The sequence below is a fragment of the Vibrio penaeicida genome (assembly GCF_019977755.1).
GTDB lineage: Bacteria > Pseudomonadota > Gammaproteobacteria > Enterobacterales > Vibrionaceae > Vibrio > Vibrio penaeicida.
Genome location: NZ_AP025145.1, coordinates 1279490 through 1293851 on the forward strand (window position 1 = coordinate 1279490; position 14362 = coordinate 1293851).

The following is a 14362-nucleotide window of genomic DNA, read 5'->3' on the forward strand; positions in this document are numbered from 1 at the left end:
TGATCATGGTAAGAATTTGTAATTTGTGAGCAATAATTCTTCTATCTCTTCCAAAAGCAATGGTTTGGCGTATAAAAACCCTTGAATGTTGCTGCAACCCAGCTCTCTCACTTGAGCCAGTTCCGAGGTGTTTTCTACCCCTTCTGCAATGACATCCATTCCTAAGTTTTTAGCCAATTCAATAATGGTACGAGTGATGATTTGCTTGTCTTTGTGCATGTGTATTTGGGTCACAAACGAGCGGTCTACTTTCAGTTTACTAATAGGATAATGCGACAAGTAAGCGAGGTTTGAATAACCTGTTCCAAAGTCGTCGACACTTAGGCTTAAACCCAATTCTCGAAACTTTTGAAGTGTGCTAATCAAACGATCTTCGTCTTTCATCAATATGGATTCGGTCAGTTCCAATTCCAAAAGGTTTGCAGGAACACCCGTTTCTTTGAACAGGGACTCCACTTCGCAAAGCAGGTTATGATGGTAAAATTGAATGCCTGAAACATTGACGGAAATGGGTTTGCAGTCGATACCCTTTTCTTTCCAATCAACCAATTGATTCAAAACAACCTTGATGACATACAAGCCGATTTCTGAAATCAAGCCAGACTGTTCAGCAAAAGGGATGAAATCCGCGGGTCCAATTTCCCCTTTCTCAGGATCTTGCCAGCGTATCAACGCTTCCATTGCTTTGATTTCGCCCGTATCACTGTCGATCATTGGCTGATAGCGTAAAAACAACTCTTGGTTGTCAATCGCGCGGCGCAGTCGTTTTTCCATCGTCCAGTGCTTGAGTGTCATCCCCTCAAAACGGGATGAGAACACCTGAGCTCGGCGTTTACCTGATATTTTTGCTTGGTACATGGCTATATCTGCATTGCGCAGTAATTCTGTAGACGTATCACCGTGGGCGGGGTAAACCGCCAGCCCTATAGATGCTGAGAAATTGAACTCATAGTTGTCTACCTGAAATGTCATACCAACCTGATCCAACAAATGACGGCCTAGCACTTGAGTTTTTTCTTGGTCAAAGTCTTCTTTCACCACCACCACAAATTCATCTCCACTGTGGCGATAGACTTCTCCTCTATCCCCAATGGCTTGTTTTAGCTTATTGGCGGCGGCTTTCAAAGCGGAATCTCCCGCAGCATGCCCTATCGAATCGTTCACAATTTTGAAGTTGTCCAAATCGACAAACGCGACAATAAATCGAGAGCCAGACGCAATAAGTTCGTCTAAATCGTTTTCTAGCGAATAGCGGTTTTTTACAAGCGTTAACATGTCGTAGTGTGCAAGAAAGGCGAGCTTTTCTTCGGCTTGTTTTCGTTCGCTTATATCTCTGGCGGTGCCAGCTGTGCCGACAACATTGCCTTCCTTAACAACGGGAACTTTGATGAGTTCGATCCAAGAGCGTGTGCCATCCACCGACGTTGCCAAAAACTCGTGCCGAATTGGCGAAAGTGACTTCATGACTTCTTCGTCGTCTTCACGGTATTGGACCGCGTCTTCATATCGCGATAGGTCAAAATCTGTTTTGCCAATTAGCGCTTCGTAGTTAACGCCAAAGGCTCGTTGAAATTCCGCGTTTACGGCAAGAAAGCGACCTTCAGTATCTTTTATCCACGCAAGATCTGGAATGCTATTCAGAAGAGTTTGATACCGGTTAGTTCGATCATTGAGAGCTTGGTTTAGCTCGCGTAGCGAGGCGTTTTCTTTTTCAGAGTCTGCTAGTTGCTTTTCAAGTTCCACCAGCTTCTTGCTGGTAGAAATGACATGAAAATGAACCAATTGAAGGAAGGCGAATAAGGTTAAAAAAAGTGCTAAACCAGTGGTAACGATAGCCTCGGGAAACGTAAAAATGACCGCAAGGCATATCACCAAGATCAATATCGTACTCAAGAGCCAAAATAACTTACGATCTTGTATTGTCCGAGCAATGTTCAATGGTAGCATCTCAACCCCCACCGACTAACAGAGAGATATTCAGTATAAATTAACTGACGCGAAAAAAGTCACTTTTTGATAGTTTTATGAACAAAGCTGAGTATTTAATCAGTAAAACATTGAATAGTCGTTAATTATTTTTCTTCCACGTAGCGCAAGAAATTGCAGAAACTGCTCTGGAGACCGTGTTATCACTTTCTCTTCAGTAATTCCGCAACGGTCAATTAAGTCCGCTGCTAGATCGAGATTCCCGACATCCAAACAAAAATGCGCATCCGAACCTGTTGTGATAAATGCGCCTTTTTCTTGCGCAATACTGGCAATTTCAGCACAGCGCTCCACGCTGCCAGCACGGCTGTTTCCTTTTAAAGACGTATTATTGATTTCTATCGCTACATTGTTTTCTACCGCACACTGAATAACTGTTTCAAAGTCAAAATCGTAATTGGGGTTACCCAAATGCCCGAGGGCATCAACCCTTCCCGATACGATGATATTGATGAGCGCTTCAGTGTGTGTAGCGCGATCAATAGGCTTAAAAACAGCTTCATGAAAACTCGCAATGACCCAATCTAGGTTTTTATCGACAGAAAGCGGGATATCGATTTCCCCTTCTCTGTTCATAATGTTCGACTCTACACCGCGTATAATGGCAACGCCTTCAATAAACCGTGGAAGCACACGCTGATTACTGAAAAACCAGTAATGTGGCGCGCCGGGCATAGACTCTGAATGATCGGTTGTGCAAAACATCGCTAAGCCACGTTCTTTGGCAGATTTAGCATTTTCGATAAGCGTGCTATAGGCGTGCCCACTGGCGTAGGTGTGCGTATGTGTATCGACAAGTAGTTTCATTTATGGGTAGCTCGCTAATATAGGTAACTCGTTAATGGCGTAGTGAAAATCATACCAGTTCTCTAAGTGGAATCTAGATGCCTAACAAAATGTGTCATTGTGTGACATCGTTTCCGAAAGTGCGAAGAGATCTAGCTCAAACATTCCAACATATATGCACAAACATCCAGTTACAAAACTTGCATATAAAACAACCTTTACGATACTTAAATAGTATCAGTTACAACACCTTAAAAAATAATAGAGACGATACAGCTCAACTATACACTCACCTGAGCCCTTGCACTATTGGCTCAGTTTTACATCGCATTTTGTCAGTTTGCTACATGGTGAAAAAGTATGATCAAGCACCGCTATCCTCTTAGCATTCATATTACTAGTCTCTTCATGGCGCTCGCTACCGTTATTGGAAGTGTTTTAATCGCAATAAGCTACCACCACTCCCAAGAATTGTTGCAAGGTTCTGCTAAAGAATTGAGTAATGAAAACAGTGTAAAACTGGAAACGTTATTTAGGGAACAAGTCGCGCCCGTTTTAACGACGCTAGATTTTATGGCGATGAGCAGTTTCATTCGCCATCAACGCGACTCCGTTGAAAAAGGCGGATGGCTGGATTCGCTGGAAATGATCTTCCAAAGAAACATGAGTTTAGTCGCGCTTTACTACGGCTCTGAAAACGGTGATTTTACGTTATACCGACCTTTATATAATCCCAAAACCGCTAAGCAATTCAACGCGCCTTCCGGCAGCGAAATATTATTTCGTACCACAAACGTTGAAGGTAGAAATGAATCCATGTTCTTGGATGGCGATAGCCAAGTGGTGTCCGCATCTATCCGTTACGATAACCAGTACGACCCACGTAATCGCCCTTGGTATAGCCACGCTTCCGATGACGGGCAAATCCACTTAACGGAACCCTACTATTTCTACTGGTTAAAAGATATCGGCGTCACTTTTGTTCGAAAAACAGCAAACTTAGAATTTGTTGTTGCAGCCGATTTTTCATTAGGTGGACTTAATAACAGCATCAGTGAACTTGCTTACGATTCAAAAAGCCAATTGCTGCTTTTTGATAGTGCGTTGAGACCCTTGGCATCGCACCATATGAAAACCCCGCCGAGTGCGACAAATAATTCACATTTAAGCGTTCAACTCGAGAACACGGTTTTTTCCGATCTTAACCTCCGCAACACACTAGGCTATCAATACCATACGATTACGCATGAAGGTATTGATTGGTCAGTCACTTTAACGCCTGTAGAGCTAACCGATAACGTCAACCTATGGCTTGCTGAGGCAACTCCACAAGATGCACTGCTCGCCAACTTATATTCAATGCGAGACAAGCAAGTCTCGGTGGCTGTGTTGATGTTGCTAGGGTGTTTTATCATTGTTTGGTACATAGCAAAGCGTATCGCTAGCCCATTACACAATTTGTATCAGCAAACAGATAACATACGTCGCTTTGAATTCACGAAAACACGCTACCCGAAAAGCTTAATTAAAGAAGTGAATGACCTCACTCAATCTGTCGAACTTATGGAGCATACACTTCATGATTTGCTCAAATTACTCCATGAAACAGCCAGCAACCGCGACTTCTCTCTACTAGCGAAAAACATCACCCATCAAAGTTACATTGTCACCAAAGCGGAAACCATTGTCCTTTCCGTTTGGAACAAAACGACGAAAAAATTTGATGAAAGCGTTAACCAAGCCATTATCCCCTTAAAGATTAATATCAATCTTTTGCTCGACAATTCGCCAGAGGTTTGCAAAAAACTTAGAGAAGGTGAAATAGTTCATTTATCCAAAGATGACCCTGTAATGAAGCCTTACATGGTGTATTTCTATAACTCGGATCTTTACCTGTTTCCGTTGCTTAATCGCGACAAAAGTTTGGTCGGTATTCTGACACTTGGCTACGAACGACCAGTGACAGAAGCGCAGAAGGAAAAACACGACTTCTTACGAGAGTTACTCTCCTTTGCTGCAATTGCAAAAGAAAACATCGATCAAATTCAACAACAAAAAGACATGTTAACTGCCTTCATCGAGCTTTTAGCATCCGCGATCGATACCAAATCCCCTTACACTGGTAAACACTGTCAACGTGTTCCGGCGCTTGCTGAAATGCTCACACAAGCGGTTGTTGACGATAAAGGACGTTTTGCCGACTTCTCAATGTCTGAAAAAGAATGGGAAGAGTTACACCTAGGTGCTTGGCTACACGACTGCGGTAAGATAATCACACCAGAATATGTAGTTGATAAAGCAACCAAACTCGAAACCATATACGACCGAATTCATGAAGTTCGTATGCGATTCGAATTGCTTAAACAAACCGCCCATACCCAATATTGGAAAGGCATTTGCGCCGGGCAAGACAAAGCACAGCTTAAGAAAGATCTGGATGAAGAACTACAAGCACTGGATCAGGATTTTGAATTCATCGCTGAATGCAATGTTGGAAGCGAGTACATGAATGATGAAAAACTCGCCCGTATTAAAGAGATAAGCAAGCGTCAGTGGAAGAGAACCATCAGCGATAGGCTTGGTATTTCCTGGTTGGAGAAAAAGCGTTGCGACCCAGCTTCAGCATTACCAATAATGGAATCGGTATTGTCCGATAAACAGGTCCATTGCATTCCTTGGGCACAAGGATTCAACCCGAAAAAGATGTGGAAGGAAAACTTCACGCTCACGCCTGGTGAATATCATTATAACCGTGGTGAACTTTACAACTTGTCTATCCGAGTCGGAACGTTAACAGACGAAGAAAGATTCATCATAAATGACCACATTATCCAAACTATCGACATGCTTGATCGATTGCCTTATCCAGAATATCTGCAGAACGTTCCTGAAATTGCAGGCGGGCACCACGAAAGAATGGATGGAACTGGCTACCCTCGCGGTCTAAATGCCGGAGAGCTCTCAGTACCAGCCCGAGTGATGGCAATAGCCGATATTTTTGAAGCGCTTACAGCGAGTGACCGACCATACAAAAAAGCAAAAAGTTTAAAAGAATCGCTCTCTATTATGACGAAGCTTGCCATATCTGGTCATATCGATACTGAGTTATATTTGTTGTTTTTACAGCAAGGGGTTTATATGAAATACGCTAAAGCTTACTTGCAAGAAGAACAAATTGTTGAGGTTGATATCAACGCACATATGACGGAGGTTCTGATACACCTTTCTAAATTGGCTTATGAATCTGAAGGTTCAGATTCGAGTGCGGTAGCTAATTCAAATCCAGCAAACAACTCAACCAGAATTGAATCTTAAGCTTTTATGAGGGCGAACTAAGCCCTCTCTTTAATGTAGGTCCATTCTATGCGCCGCTCTCAAATACATATGGTAAGTGGCGCGCACACTTTTTAGCAACGAAACCCAATGAGTCAATAACGTGGTTTTCAATACGCGAATTGGCTTTAATGAACGGATCAACTTAAACGAGCTATTCAACTTTAACACCAGCCCCTTTAACGTATTTAAAGCGCTAGCCAAGACAATCAAGAGCACCCCTACAATTTTATGTTCATCCAACACCTCGTCGAACAAAGTCACCTGCCAGATACAAGTGAAAACTAAATTGGTGTATATAAGTGGCGCTAACTGTGAGCCTGTATCAACCAGTTGGTAGGCTTTGGCACGAAAAATCTGCGTATTAACAATCAGCAGTGCCAACACGCCTAACATCATCCAGATAAATTCATGTTCTTCCGGCATCGACAAAATCAACCTGTCCGCGTCACTCGGTCCAATGATAAACGTTAAAGGCAACAACATGAGAAAGGCCAGGAGGAAAGACCAAGCATTCAGAGAAACCGCTGTCATCGTTCCCTTGGTTGCACGAAACAAAGCCAACTGAGATCCCGCGCCTAGTACCCCAGCCCCAAGCCCCAACAACAATTCCCATTTAAAGCTGAAACTGGAAAGATCGCCAGCCAGAGCAACAACACCCGCTAACATAACCACTAAACGTACGATGTTAATAGCCGAAAATTTCACTTTAAAAATGAGGCGCTCTAAAACTGGGATAAAAAGTGGGCCAGTGCTGAAAAGCACCACGGATTCCACCAGAGTCAATGACTGCATCGACATAAGGAAACACAGCTGACATGCTGCAATACAAAAGGATCGAATAAGCAAAGGTGTCCACATTTTTCGATGTGGTAACACAAACCGACTCAAGAACATCATCAAGAACAATACAATAGCGGGGAAGAGAAACCTGAGCATACTGAGTAACTGGACACTAAAGCTTTCTGTAAGAAATTTTGAAAACACACCATTCAAAGAAAGGCTAAAAGTAGACGCGAGCATAAAAACAATAGGTTTCGATAACTTCATAAATATCTCCTGTTTGAGTGTATTTTAAAACTCAACAAGAGATAGGAATAACGATTTAATCTTACGTCACTTGTAAGTTAAACTTACATATATCCAATCGAACGAACGTCGAAACTAGGGTTTTACTATGCCACCATTTAAATCAATTTATACGTTTATTGCCGTTGCTCGCTTCGAGAGCATGACTCAGGCAGCCGACTATCTTAATGTCAGCCATTCGGCGGTGAGCCAAGCGATAAAATCCTTGGAAAACTATTTGGATGTAGCCCTGTTTATTCGAGTTGGAAGAGCGATAACGATAAGTGAACAAGGTCAAAAATACTATCAACAGGTCTCACCCGCCTTTGAAGAAATTGCGGTCGCTACTGAAAAGCTAAAAACAGCCCCTGATGATGGTCGGCTAACCATAAATATGGTTGCGTCACTTGCATTACATTGGTGGATACCACGAGTTGAATCTTTTCAAGAAGCCAATGCGCTGCTTGATGCGAGGATATCGAACCTCAATAGTACGTTTGATTTACAAAAAGAAGGTGTCGACCTCGCCATTATTCAAGGTCAAGAAAAACACTGGCAAGACTACTATTGTCATAAGTTACTCGATGATGAACTCGTTATGATTGCGCACCCAGACATCGCACTGGCTTATTCCACTAAATCCCCACAAGACGTAAACGACTTACTTAACCACATTCCTGCCATATTCGTGTCTAACGATAGAAGAAAAGACGACTGGAAATTTTGGGCAAGTAGCCAAAACATTTCGCAGCCAAAGAAAGAAAACAACCTCACATTTAACACTTCCGTTCAGGCTATTCATGCGTGCCGGAGAAAACTCGGAGTTCTGGTTACGCATAAACTCTTTGTGGCAGACGACCTTCAACATGGATTACTTGCTCAAATCGGGAATAGTGTAACGCATCCAACAAATACGTTTTTCTATGCCTGCCACCCTTCAAATCTAAGATCTGAAAGCGTGAAATCACTGCGGAAATGGTTAGAGCAAGAGTTCTTAAAATAGGAAATGCTTCAGTATTAGAAAAACACAAACACCGACTAGCGTTGTGGTAAGCACATTTTTTGTTTTCCATGCAATAAAACAAGATAACAAGGCTGCCCAAATATAAGGGCTAGAAAGAGATACTTGGAGCTCGCCTTCTGGTGCAAATACTATCGGCGAAAGAATAGCGGTAAGCACAGCTGGGCTTGCGTAGCTGAGTAAGCGATGAAATTGGTGGTTTAATCTAAGTGGCAACTTGGGTTCTAAAAAGAGGTAGCGACTAAAGAAAACCACGGATGCCATTGCAAATATATAAAGATAGATCATGCCTTGCCTTTAAACCTTTCACAAAAATAACCACTTAACATGGCCAAAATACTCGCAATCACCAAGCCTCCTTCGACTTGTTGCCAAGCAAATAATACGGAGAACACTAAAGCCACAATAACCGAAACCAGAACCGCAATATTTTTTATAGTAGGGACAACAATCCCAATAAACGTCGCTGCAACGGCAAACTCCAACCCGAGCTCACTTAAATTTGGAATCGTCGCGCCTGCGATAATGCCCACTAGCGTTGCTAGATTCCAAATAAGATAAAAACTAAATCCTGCCCCAAATGCATACCATGGTTTAAATTGATTGGGTGTCTGACTTCCACAAAACGCAAACAGTTCATCCGTTAACAGAAACCCTAATACAAACCGCCATTTGAAAGGCAACGGGCTGATTTTGTCTCGCATGGCAACACTGTATAGGAAGTGGCGAGATGTAATGAAGAATACCGTTAAAACAAGGGCACCTAATGTTGCCCCTGCCTTGATCATTCCCATTGCGACCAATTGGGCGGCTCCTGCAAATAATATAAGAGAAAAGGCTTGTCCTTCTAATGCGGTTAAACCACTGTCTATTGCAAATGAGCCTGCCAAAATCCCCCAAGGCACCACAGCAATACTCAGTGGCATCATCTTTAAGGAACCTTGGATAAACAGTTTGGATCGGGATTCTGAGATCATTGATATTCCTAAAGTATTTATCTCTATAAATGCGGAGGGTTTTTGTTGCGACAGTGTCTAAAAACGAGAGTTGATGGTAACTCAGATCCGATGACGTTAAGCAGCTTTGGCATATTGCATGGGTGTCACCCCTAAAGCTGATTTAAAATGTCGGTGAAAATGACTTTGGTCGTGAAAGCCTAAATCATTTGCAATGTCTGCCACTTTCATCCCTGCACGTAACCATTTCTTCGCCACTCTTAACCTTGCTTGCAACTGGTATGCATGCGGCGGAATCCCATAAGCCTTTTTAAACTCACGAGCAAAATGGTACGTGCTTAAATGTGCCATAGAGGCCAATTCTTCTAACGAGACGTTTGCCTGCGGTAAGTCATCCAAAAACTCTTTGGCGATTTGCATATTGTTCTTTGCAACACCTGGCAATTTTGAGTCTGGGCAAGTCTTCCCGTGGCGAAGTACCAAGGCGAGTAACGTTTGATAAAGGCAAGTTTCACGGGTTAGTCGATTACGGCTACGTTTCAAAACCGAAAACAGGGAACGAAACTGATTCGCTAATAGTGGGTCGTAAACTACGGGCTCAGGAAAAAACGGAGCACCGCATAGAGGTTGACCGATCAACTCAAAATGTTCAGGTAAAGGGTACATGGCTTGATAAGACCACCCTCCTTCGCTCGCTGAGTGTCCATTATGAAGTTCATCGGCGTTAACCAATATAATGCTGTCGCTTGGCGCAATATGATACCCACTGCCACGGTAGAATCGCTGAGCACCCGTTTCGATAACACCAACTGTATAACCTTCATGACTGTGACGAGAAAAGTTTTGTTTTTCAAAGCAAGCGTCGAGCAGCTCTAAGCCACCTAATTCCTGAGCGATATTGTAATTCGCTATTTCTTTCGCTTTTTTTGAACGCTTTGCTGGCATAACGATCCTTGTTACTACCCTATCAACTTAGGATACGGAATATAGTGCTTACTAGAAGTTGATAAGTTAACGGCATTGAGCTGGTTAAAATTGTACAATATTGCTCACTTAGCTATCCGCCTGAAAGCAGGGTAATTTCGTTACTTGTTCCAAGTGATATCGCAGAATATCTCCACGCGCCACTTGCCGCTCTCAAAGCACAAGATAGATTCACTCAAGTTATGGGCAAACGGTTCTTGCCAAATATCTTTTGGTGCTATATCCAACAATGCCGTAATTATCGTTTTTATCCAACCAGCATGAGAGACAATTACAAGAGTTTGATTGGGGCATTCTGTCGCAATATCCTCAAGGGCTTGTAACCCTCTAACCTTTACCTGCTCGAACGATTCACCTGTATCCGGTTCATACAGATCAGGGCGATTCCAGAAGGCGGTGTATCTTTCATTATCATTTGTATTGACGTGTTCTGTGGTTTGCCCTTCCCAACTGCCAAGATTTATCTCTCGTAGACCTTCCATGGTTTTGATTTGATTAGTATCGAGACCAGTAAGTAAACTCGCAGTGTGCACCGCTCGACCACTTGGGGAAGCCCATACAGAGTCAAACTGAACATTGTCTAATTTGTCTTTCGCTGATTGAGCTTGTTCAATTCCTAATTCTGTTAGAGGGGAGTCTTCATGCCCTTGCAGTCTTTGCTCAAGATTCCATTGTGTTTGCCCGTGCCTAAATAAATGTATTCTTGTCATCCTTTCCTCCACTTATCGAATACTGCCGTTTTATGTTCGATTACATCGAAACAACGCTAAAGATCTCGGATCACTTGGATATATTAACAAGACTATCGCATCTATTCATATCTCTAACTTTTAGCCATCAAATTGGGCTGGGCATAAGCACAACGTTAGGCAGGTGTTATGGGCTTTATAATGAAACAATTGTTCTAAATTGGAACAACTAAGAATAGCCGTCTAGACTAAAATAAAATAATAAATACTGGCAGCACAACGTCGACAACCAAGATTGGGAACGAGTAATGGGACTATTTTCAATTTTAAATGGAAAAAGCCAAAACAGTGGAAACGTAAGTAACCAGATTATCGACAATGCCCTGGATGCTATTGTTTCTATAGATAAAAATAATAAGGTTTTCTATTTTAATCGTGCAGCCGAAAAGCTGTGGGGATACTCAGAAAAAGAAGTTATCGGCAAAAATGTCAAGATGCTGGTACCACAAGAATTTCAACCTAACCACGACGAATACGTCAACAAGAATAGGACAACAGGGCAAAATGTCATTGTCGGTACTTCAAGAAAGCTAGAGCTGGTAAGAAAAGATGGTAGTAAGGTTTGGGTGAGCTTAGCTCTCTCTAAAACCAAGTTACCAGATGGAATTGGCTACTCTGCTTTTGTTAAAGACATTTCAGAAGAAGTTAACGCGCAACAACGCATGTGCAGCGACGCGCGTTTTGAACAATCCCACCCTACCAAAATGAACAACGACAAAATGTTAACAAGTTGTTAATTAACGCCCGTGTCAGGGTCGATTTTAATAGTCGGTGAAGATGAAGTGACCTTTGTTGTGATTCGGTCATCACTGACAGATACATCTACGTTTATATTCCCCCCCGTGTTGGAGGACAAATATGGATTGTTTACCACCCCTTCATTACTTGGACTTGATGAAAACCATTTCTTGAAGTCGTCTACCACATCCATTAACCCAGCTGAAACAGGGAAACCTTCAGGAAGTTGACTTCTATCAACTTCAGACTGGCGACGAACATTAATAGGAGAGAAGTCAGGGGCGATGGAAAGCCCGTATCCTACGCTGGTCATTTTTGCCAAGTTAGCAAGAGAGAAAAAGCGACCTAGCTTATTTTTTGTCGGTTTATCTGTAGGTTTATCTGTCGGGTTATTTGCACCTGGTATATCCCCACCACCAAAACCACCACCTGGCATGTTTACAACAAACACTGGCATCGCGCCTAAGTCTTGAAAACCACCTTTACCACCTGTGGAACTACCTTTCCCTTTACCTAAGAATCGTCCAGCAGCATTAGCTATATCTAAACCTTTTTTAGCCGCAACCAAGCCACCTACAGCCCAAATGGCAGTCTCACCCCATTTCAACCAGTTTTGAATGGTGTCATCGTCAATGCTGTTAATTGCGTCAGAAAGTTCACGAATAGGTTCAGCAAGCCTCTGGTTGGCAAACTTATCAAAAGAATTCCCCAAAAGCTGCAAACTTGCAGCGGCATCACCTGCTGCTACAGCAGCATCTGCAAGAGTAACAGAGCCATCACCAGTAATTGACATAAACCCATCAAAGGCGTTTGCCGACCCTGTACTTTTATACAAGGCTGTTAGAACGTTGAATGCTTTCTTTGCCTCGTCTGTTAAATTAAGCATTGCTAAGTTTTCTGACATTCCACCTGACTGATTAACGATCTCCTCCATGATTAACGGAAGAGGTCGCATAACTTCAATGCCTTCCTTCAGCTTCTCTTGATCAAAAACGCTAATACCACCGAGCTGTTGAAGCTTCTTCACTCTATCTGGAGAAGTAAGATCACGAATCAAAGATTCGAACACAGTTACTGCTTGTGCGTCTGTTCCCACACCATCTCTAATAACCTGTAATGCCGCCCCAAGTTCAGTAACCGCTTCTGCACCTTGCCTACCTGTAGCAGCATAAGCCGCGAATATTTGAGGTATACTCAGCCATACTAGCTAAGGTAAAAGCACCACTTTTGCCTTGTTTGTTTAGAACATCAATTGACGCCATAGCGGCTTCTGAACCTTCAATTGCAAGCTTTTTAAATTCGGTGAAGATACCACCGACTTGTTGACCTGCTGCACCAGTTGCTTGAATCACAGTGGCTATATTTGGTAGGTTTTCCATGGCATAACCTAAATCACCTGTTTTCGTCAATATCTCTTCGATAGCAGATAGAGATTCACTGGGATCTATTCTAATACCTTCTAGGTTACTGACTCTTTGTATTTCATCATACAACTCAGCTGCTTTATCTTTACTTACCTCTGCTGCAATTGATAGGCGACTTAAACGCCTATCTAATGAAACAAATCCTTTTGCAACTGCTCCCGTAGCAAATGCAGCAGCCATGCCTATATATCGATTACCTAACGCGTCGATACCCCGACCAGCTGCGGCGGTCGTAGTTTTGACTAGGGTCATTGCCTTTTGATTTTTCTTAGCGAACTCACCCATAGAGTTTCCATAATGCCTAGCTTTTGCCGCTAAGTTGCCCGCCAAGTTTAATGTAATCTCTGTCTCTAACTTTTGAGCCATACCGCCCCCATAAGCAAAGGGCTAGCCAATGCTAGCCCTTCTTGATGTTATAAATCTTGAGAAACTAAAATCTCAACCGCTTTATAGTTGGTATTGTCTTCCCCGTTCTCAAGAGTACGACGCAAGACGATCTTCTCTGCGGCAGAACGGTAAGCAACAGGAACAACTAGTACAGTAGGCTTAACCTTTAACGATTTACCTTCGCTGTCTTTCTGCTCCATCATTTTGGTCATCATCAACTCAAAATTAGCTTCTGTTAAAGCAGCTTTAGAACCAAATGCCATTTGCCAGAATGTATAGCCAGCGTTACCACGAGCACGAGTACCGAAAGCGTAATTATCGGTAGTGAAAACATTGTAATCAGTGGAGTCAGTCACCGATTGGAATTCTGGCTTTAAACGCTCTTGCCAAACTAAAGGTTTAAGAGGGCGACTAGTATCTAACATGTACCAGCCTTGACCAGTATCCGTATCAGGATCGCCAATTACATTTGAAAATGTATTTACGCCATCTTCTGACGGGTGGTCAGCGTCAAAGAACGGTTGTCCGTCATAACAAACTTCTGTGAAGCCATTTTTTAGTAAACCAAAAACGTGCTCATCTGGGTACATTTTTGCATCGTAGCCCATTTCTTGAAAGATGATGCCATAGCGACCATAGTCATTATCTTCATAGTCAACACGTGGGATTTCTACGGAGGACTCAAACATCTTGTTCACGATGTTATAGCCGTGTTTTGTCAGATTCTTCATTTGTCGAGAACCGATCCATTCTTTAAGGCGTGGGAAGTCCCCTAACCAACCATAGCCAGTAGCACCAGCAGAAGATGGAAGAACAGTAGCAATCATCGGGTAATCTGGTTTTGCACCTTCAGCACCCACATCAAAGCGACCTGCAAACGCGGTTTTAGATTCAATGACTACATTAGTAATATCGATTGGAGTTGGCATT

General features: G+C 42.7%; 13 protein-coding genes. 3 read left to right on the forward strand and 10 right to left on the reverse strand.

Features of this window, described 5'->3' with window-relative positions:
- Window positions 1–3: 3 nt before the first annotated feature.
- Together LDO37_RS24005 and LDO37_RS24010 are read right to left on the reverse strand one after the other, a co-directional pair.
- Window positions 4–1947, reverse strand: coding sequence for a putative bifunctional diguanylate cyclase/phosphodiesterase (locus LDO37_RS24005; protein WP_126610141.1), 1944 nt, complete (start codon window positions 1945–1947; stop codon window positions 4–6).
- Window positions 1948–2046: 99 nt separating this feature from the next.
- Window positions 2047–2793, reverse strand: a complete 747-nt coding sequence (locus LDO37_RS24010; protein WP_126610142.1) for a phosphatase — start codon at window positions 2791–2793, stop codon at window positions 2047–2049.
- Between the two features lie 339 nt (window positions 2794–3132).
- Here LDO37_RS24010 and LDO37_RS24015 point away from each other — a divergent pair, with 339 nt between their 5' ends.
- A complete protein-coding gene (locus LDO37_RS24015) occupies window positions 3133–6087 on the forward strand; it encodes an HD domain-containing phosphohydrolase (RefSeq protein ID WP_126610143.1) in 2955 nt (984 codons plus the stop codon).
- A 30-nt stretch (window positions 6088–6117) separates the two neighbouring features.
- On the opposite strand, the gene LDO37_RS24020 is transcribed toward LDO37_RS24015, so the two are convergent.
- Window positions 6118–7155 carry a DMT family transporter gene (locus LDO37_RS24020; RefSeq protein WP_126610144.1) on the reverse strand — a complete coding sequence of 346 codons (1038 nt, stop codon included), beginning with the start codon at window positions 7153–7155 and terminating at the stop codon, window positions 6118–6120.
- Window positions 7156–7282: 127 nt separating this feature from the next.
- Here LDO37_RS24020 and LDO37_RS24025 point away from each other — a divergent pair, with 127 nt between their 5' ends.
- Complete coding sequence (locus LDO37_RS24025) at window positions 7283–8176, forward strand: LysR substrate-binding domain-containing protein (RefSeq protein WP_126610145.1); 894 nt, start codon at window positions 7283–7285, stop codon at window positions 8174–8176.
- On the opposite strand, the gene LDO37_RS24030 is transcribed toward LDO37_RS24025, so the two are convergent.
- The 4 genes from LDO37_RS24030 to LDO37_RS24045 all read right to left on the reverse strand — a co-directional run bounded on the left by LDO37_RS24030 (window position 8168) and on the right by LDO37_RS24045 (window position 10844).
- The gene (locus LDO37_RS24030) at window positions 8168–8482 is read right to left on the reverse strand and encodes an AzlD domain-containing protein (RefSeq protein ID WP_101113935.1); all 315 of its coding nucleotides are present in this window, start codon (window positions 8480–8482) and stop codon (window positions 8168–8170) included. The genes LDO37_RS24025 and LDO37_RS24030 overlap by 9 nt on opposite strands.
- Window positions 8479–9171: an AzlC family ABC transporter permease gene (locus LDO37_RS24035; RefSeq protein WP_126610146.1), complete on the reverse strand. Its 693-nt coding sequence runs from the start codon at window positions 9169–9171 to the stop codon at window positions 8479–8481. The genes LDO37_RS24030 and LDO37_RS24035 overlap by 4 nt, the downstream gene beginning before the upstream one ends.
- Before the next feature lie 96 nt (window positions 9172–9267).
- A complete protein-coding gene (locus LDO37_RS24040) occupies window positions 9268–10095 on the reverse strand; it encodes a helix-turn-helix transcriptional regulator (protein ID WP_126610147.1) in 828 nt (275 codons plus the stop codon).
- 140 nt (window positions 10096–10235) lie between these two features.
- A complete protein-coding gene (locus tag LDO37_RS24045) occupies window positions 10236–10844 on the reverse strand; it encodes a histidine phosphatase family protein (protein ID WP_126610148.1) in 609 nt (202 codons plus the stop codon).
- A gap of 287 nt (window positions 10845–11131) precedes the next feature.
- Between LDO37_RS24045 and LDO37_RS24050 the strand changes: the two genes are divergently transcribed.
- Window positions 11132–11620, forward strand: a complete 489-nt coding sequence (locus tag LDO37_RS24050; protein ID WP_224055467.1) for a PAS domain S-box protein — start codon at window positions 11132–11134, stop codon at window positions 11618–11620.
- Here the strand turns inward: LDO37_RS24050 and LDO37_RS24055 are convergent.
- The 3 genes from LDO37_RS24055 to LDO37_RS24065 are packed head-to-tail and all read right to left on the reverse strand — an operon-like array spanning window position 11617 to window position 14361.
- Window positions 11617–12717, reverse strand: a complete 1101-nt coding sequence (locus tag LDO37_RS24055; protein ID WP_224056019.1) for a hypothetical protein — start codon at window positions 12715–12717, stop codon at window positions 11617–11619. The two genes, LDO37_RS24050 and LDO37_RS24055, sit on opposite strands and share 4 nt — an antisense overlap.
- A gap of 58 nt (window positions 12718–12775) precedes the next feature.
- Complete coding sequence (locus LDO37_RS24060) at window positions 12776–13411, reverse strand: hypothetical protein (protein WP_224056018.1); 636 nt, start codon at window positions 13409–13411, stop codon at window positions 12776–12778.
- Between the two features lie 47 nt (window positions 13412–13458).
- Complete coding sequence (locus LDO37_RS24065; protein ID WP_126607713.1) at window positions 13459–14361, reverse strand: Mu-like prophage major head subunit gpT family protein; 903 nt, start codon at window positions 14359–14361, stop codon at window positions 13459–13461.
- Between the last annotated feature and the right edge of the window lies 1 nt (window position 14362).

Excerpts from the sequence above, each read along its gene's own strand:
- LDO37_RS24040 (WP_126610147.1), bottom strand. The coding sequence starts at position 10,095 with ATGCCAGCAAAGCGTTCAAAAAAAGCGAAAGAAATAGCGAATTACAAT.
- LDO37_RS24015 (WP_126610143.1), top strand. The coding sequence starts at position 3,133 with ATGATCAAGCACCGCTATCCTCTTAGCATTCATATTACTAGTCTCTTC.
- LDO37_RS24020 (WP_126610144.1), bottom strand. The coding sequence starts at position 7,155 with ATGAAGTTATCGAAACCTATTGTTTTTATGCTCGCGTCTACTTTTAGC.
- LDO37_RS24030 (WP_101113935.1), bottom strand. The coding sequence starts at position 8,482 with ATGATCTATCTTTATATATTTGCAATGGCATCCGTGGTTTTCTTTAGT.
- LDO37_RS24010 (WP_126610142.1), bottom strand. The coding sequence starts at position 2,793 with ATGAAACTACTTGTCGATACACATACGCACACCTACGCCAGTGGGCAC.
- LDO37_RS24025 (WP_126610145.1), top strand. The coding sequence starts at position 7,283 with ATGCCACCATTTAAATCAATTTATACGTTTATTGCCGTTGCTCGCTTC.
- LDO37_RS24005 (WP_126610141.1), bottom strand. The coding sequence starts at position 1,947 with ATGCTACCATTGAACATTGCTCGGACAATACAAGATCGTAAGTTATTT.
- LDO37_RS24065 (WP_126607713.1), bottom strand. The coding sequence starts at position 14,361 with ATGCCAACTCCAATCGATATTACTAATGTAGTCATTGAATCTAAAACC.
- LDO37_RS24035 (WP_126610146.1), bottom strand. The coding sequence starts at position 9,171 with ATGATCTCAGAATCCCGATCCAAACTGTTTATCCAAGGTTCCTTAAAG.
- LDO37_RS24045 (WP_126610148.1), bottom strand. The coding sequence starts at position 10,844 with ATGACAAGAATACATTTATTTAGGCACGGGCAAACACAATGGAATCTT.
- LDO37_RS24060 (WP_224056018.1), bottom strand. The coding sequence starts at position 13,411 with ATGGCTCAAAAGTTAGAGACAGAGATTACATTAAACTTGGCGGGCAAC.
- LDO37_RS24050 (WP_224055467.1), top strand. The coding sequence starts at position 11,132 with ATGGGACTATTTTCAATTTTAAATGGAAAAAGCCAAAACAGTGGAAAC.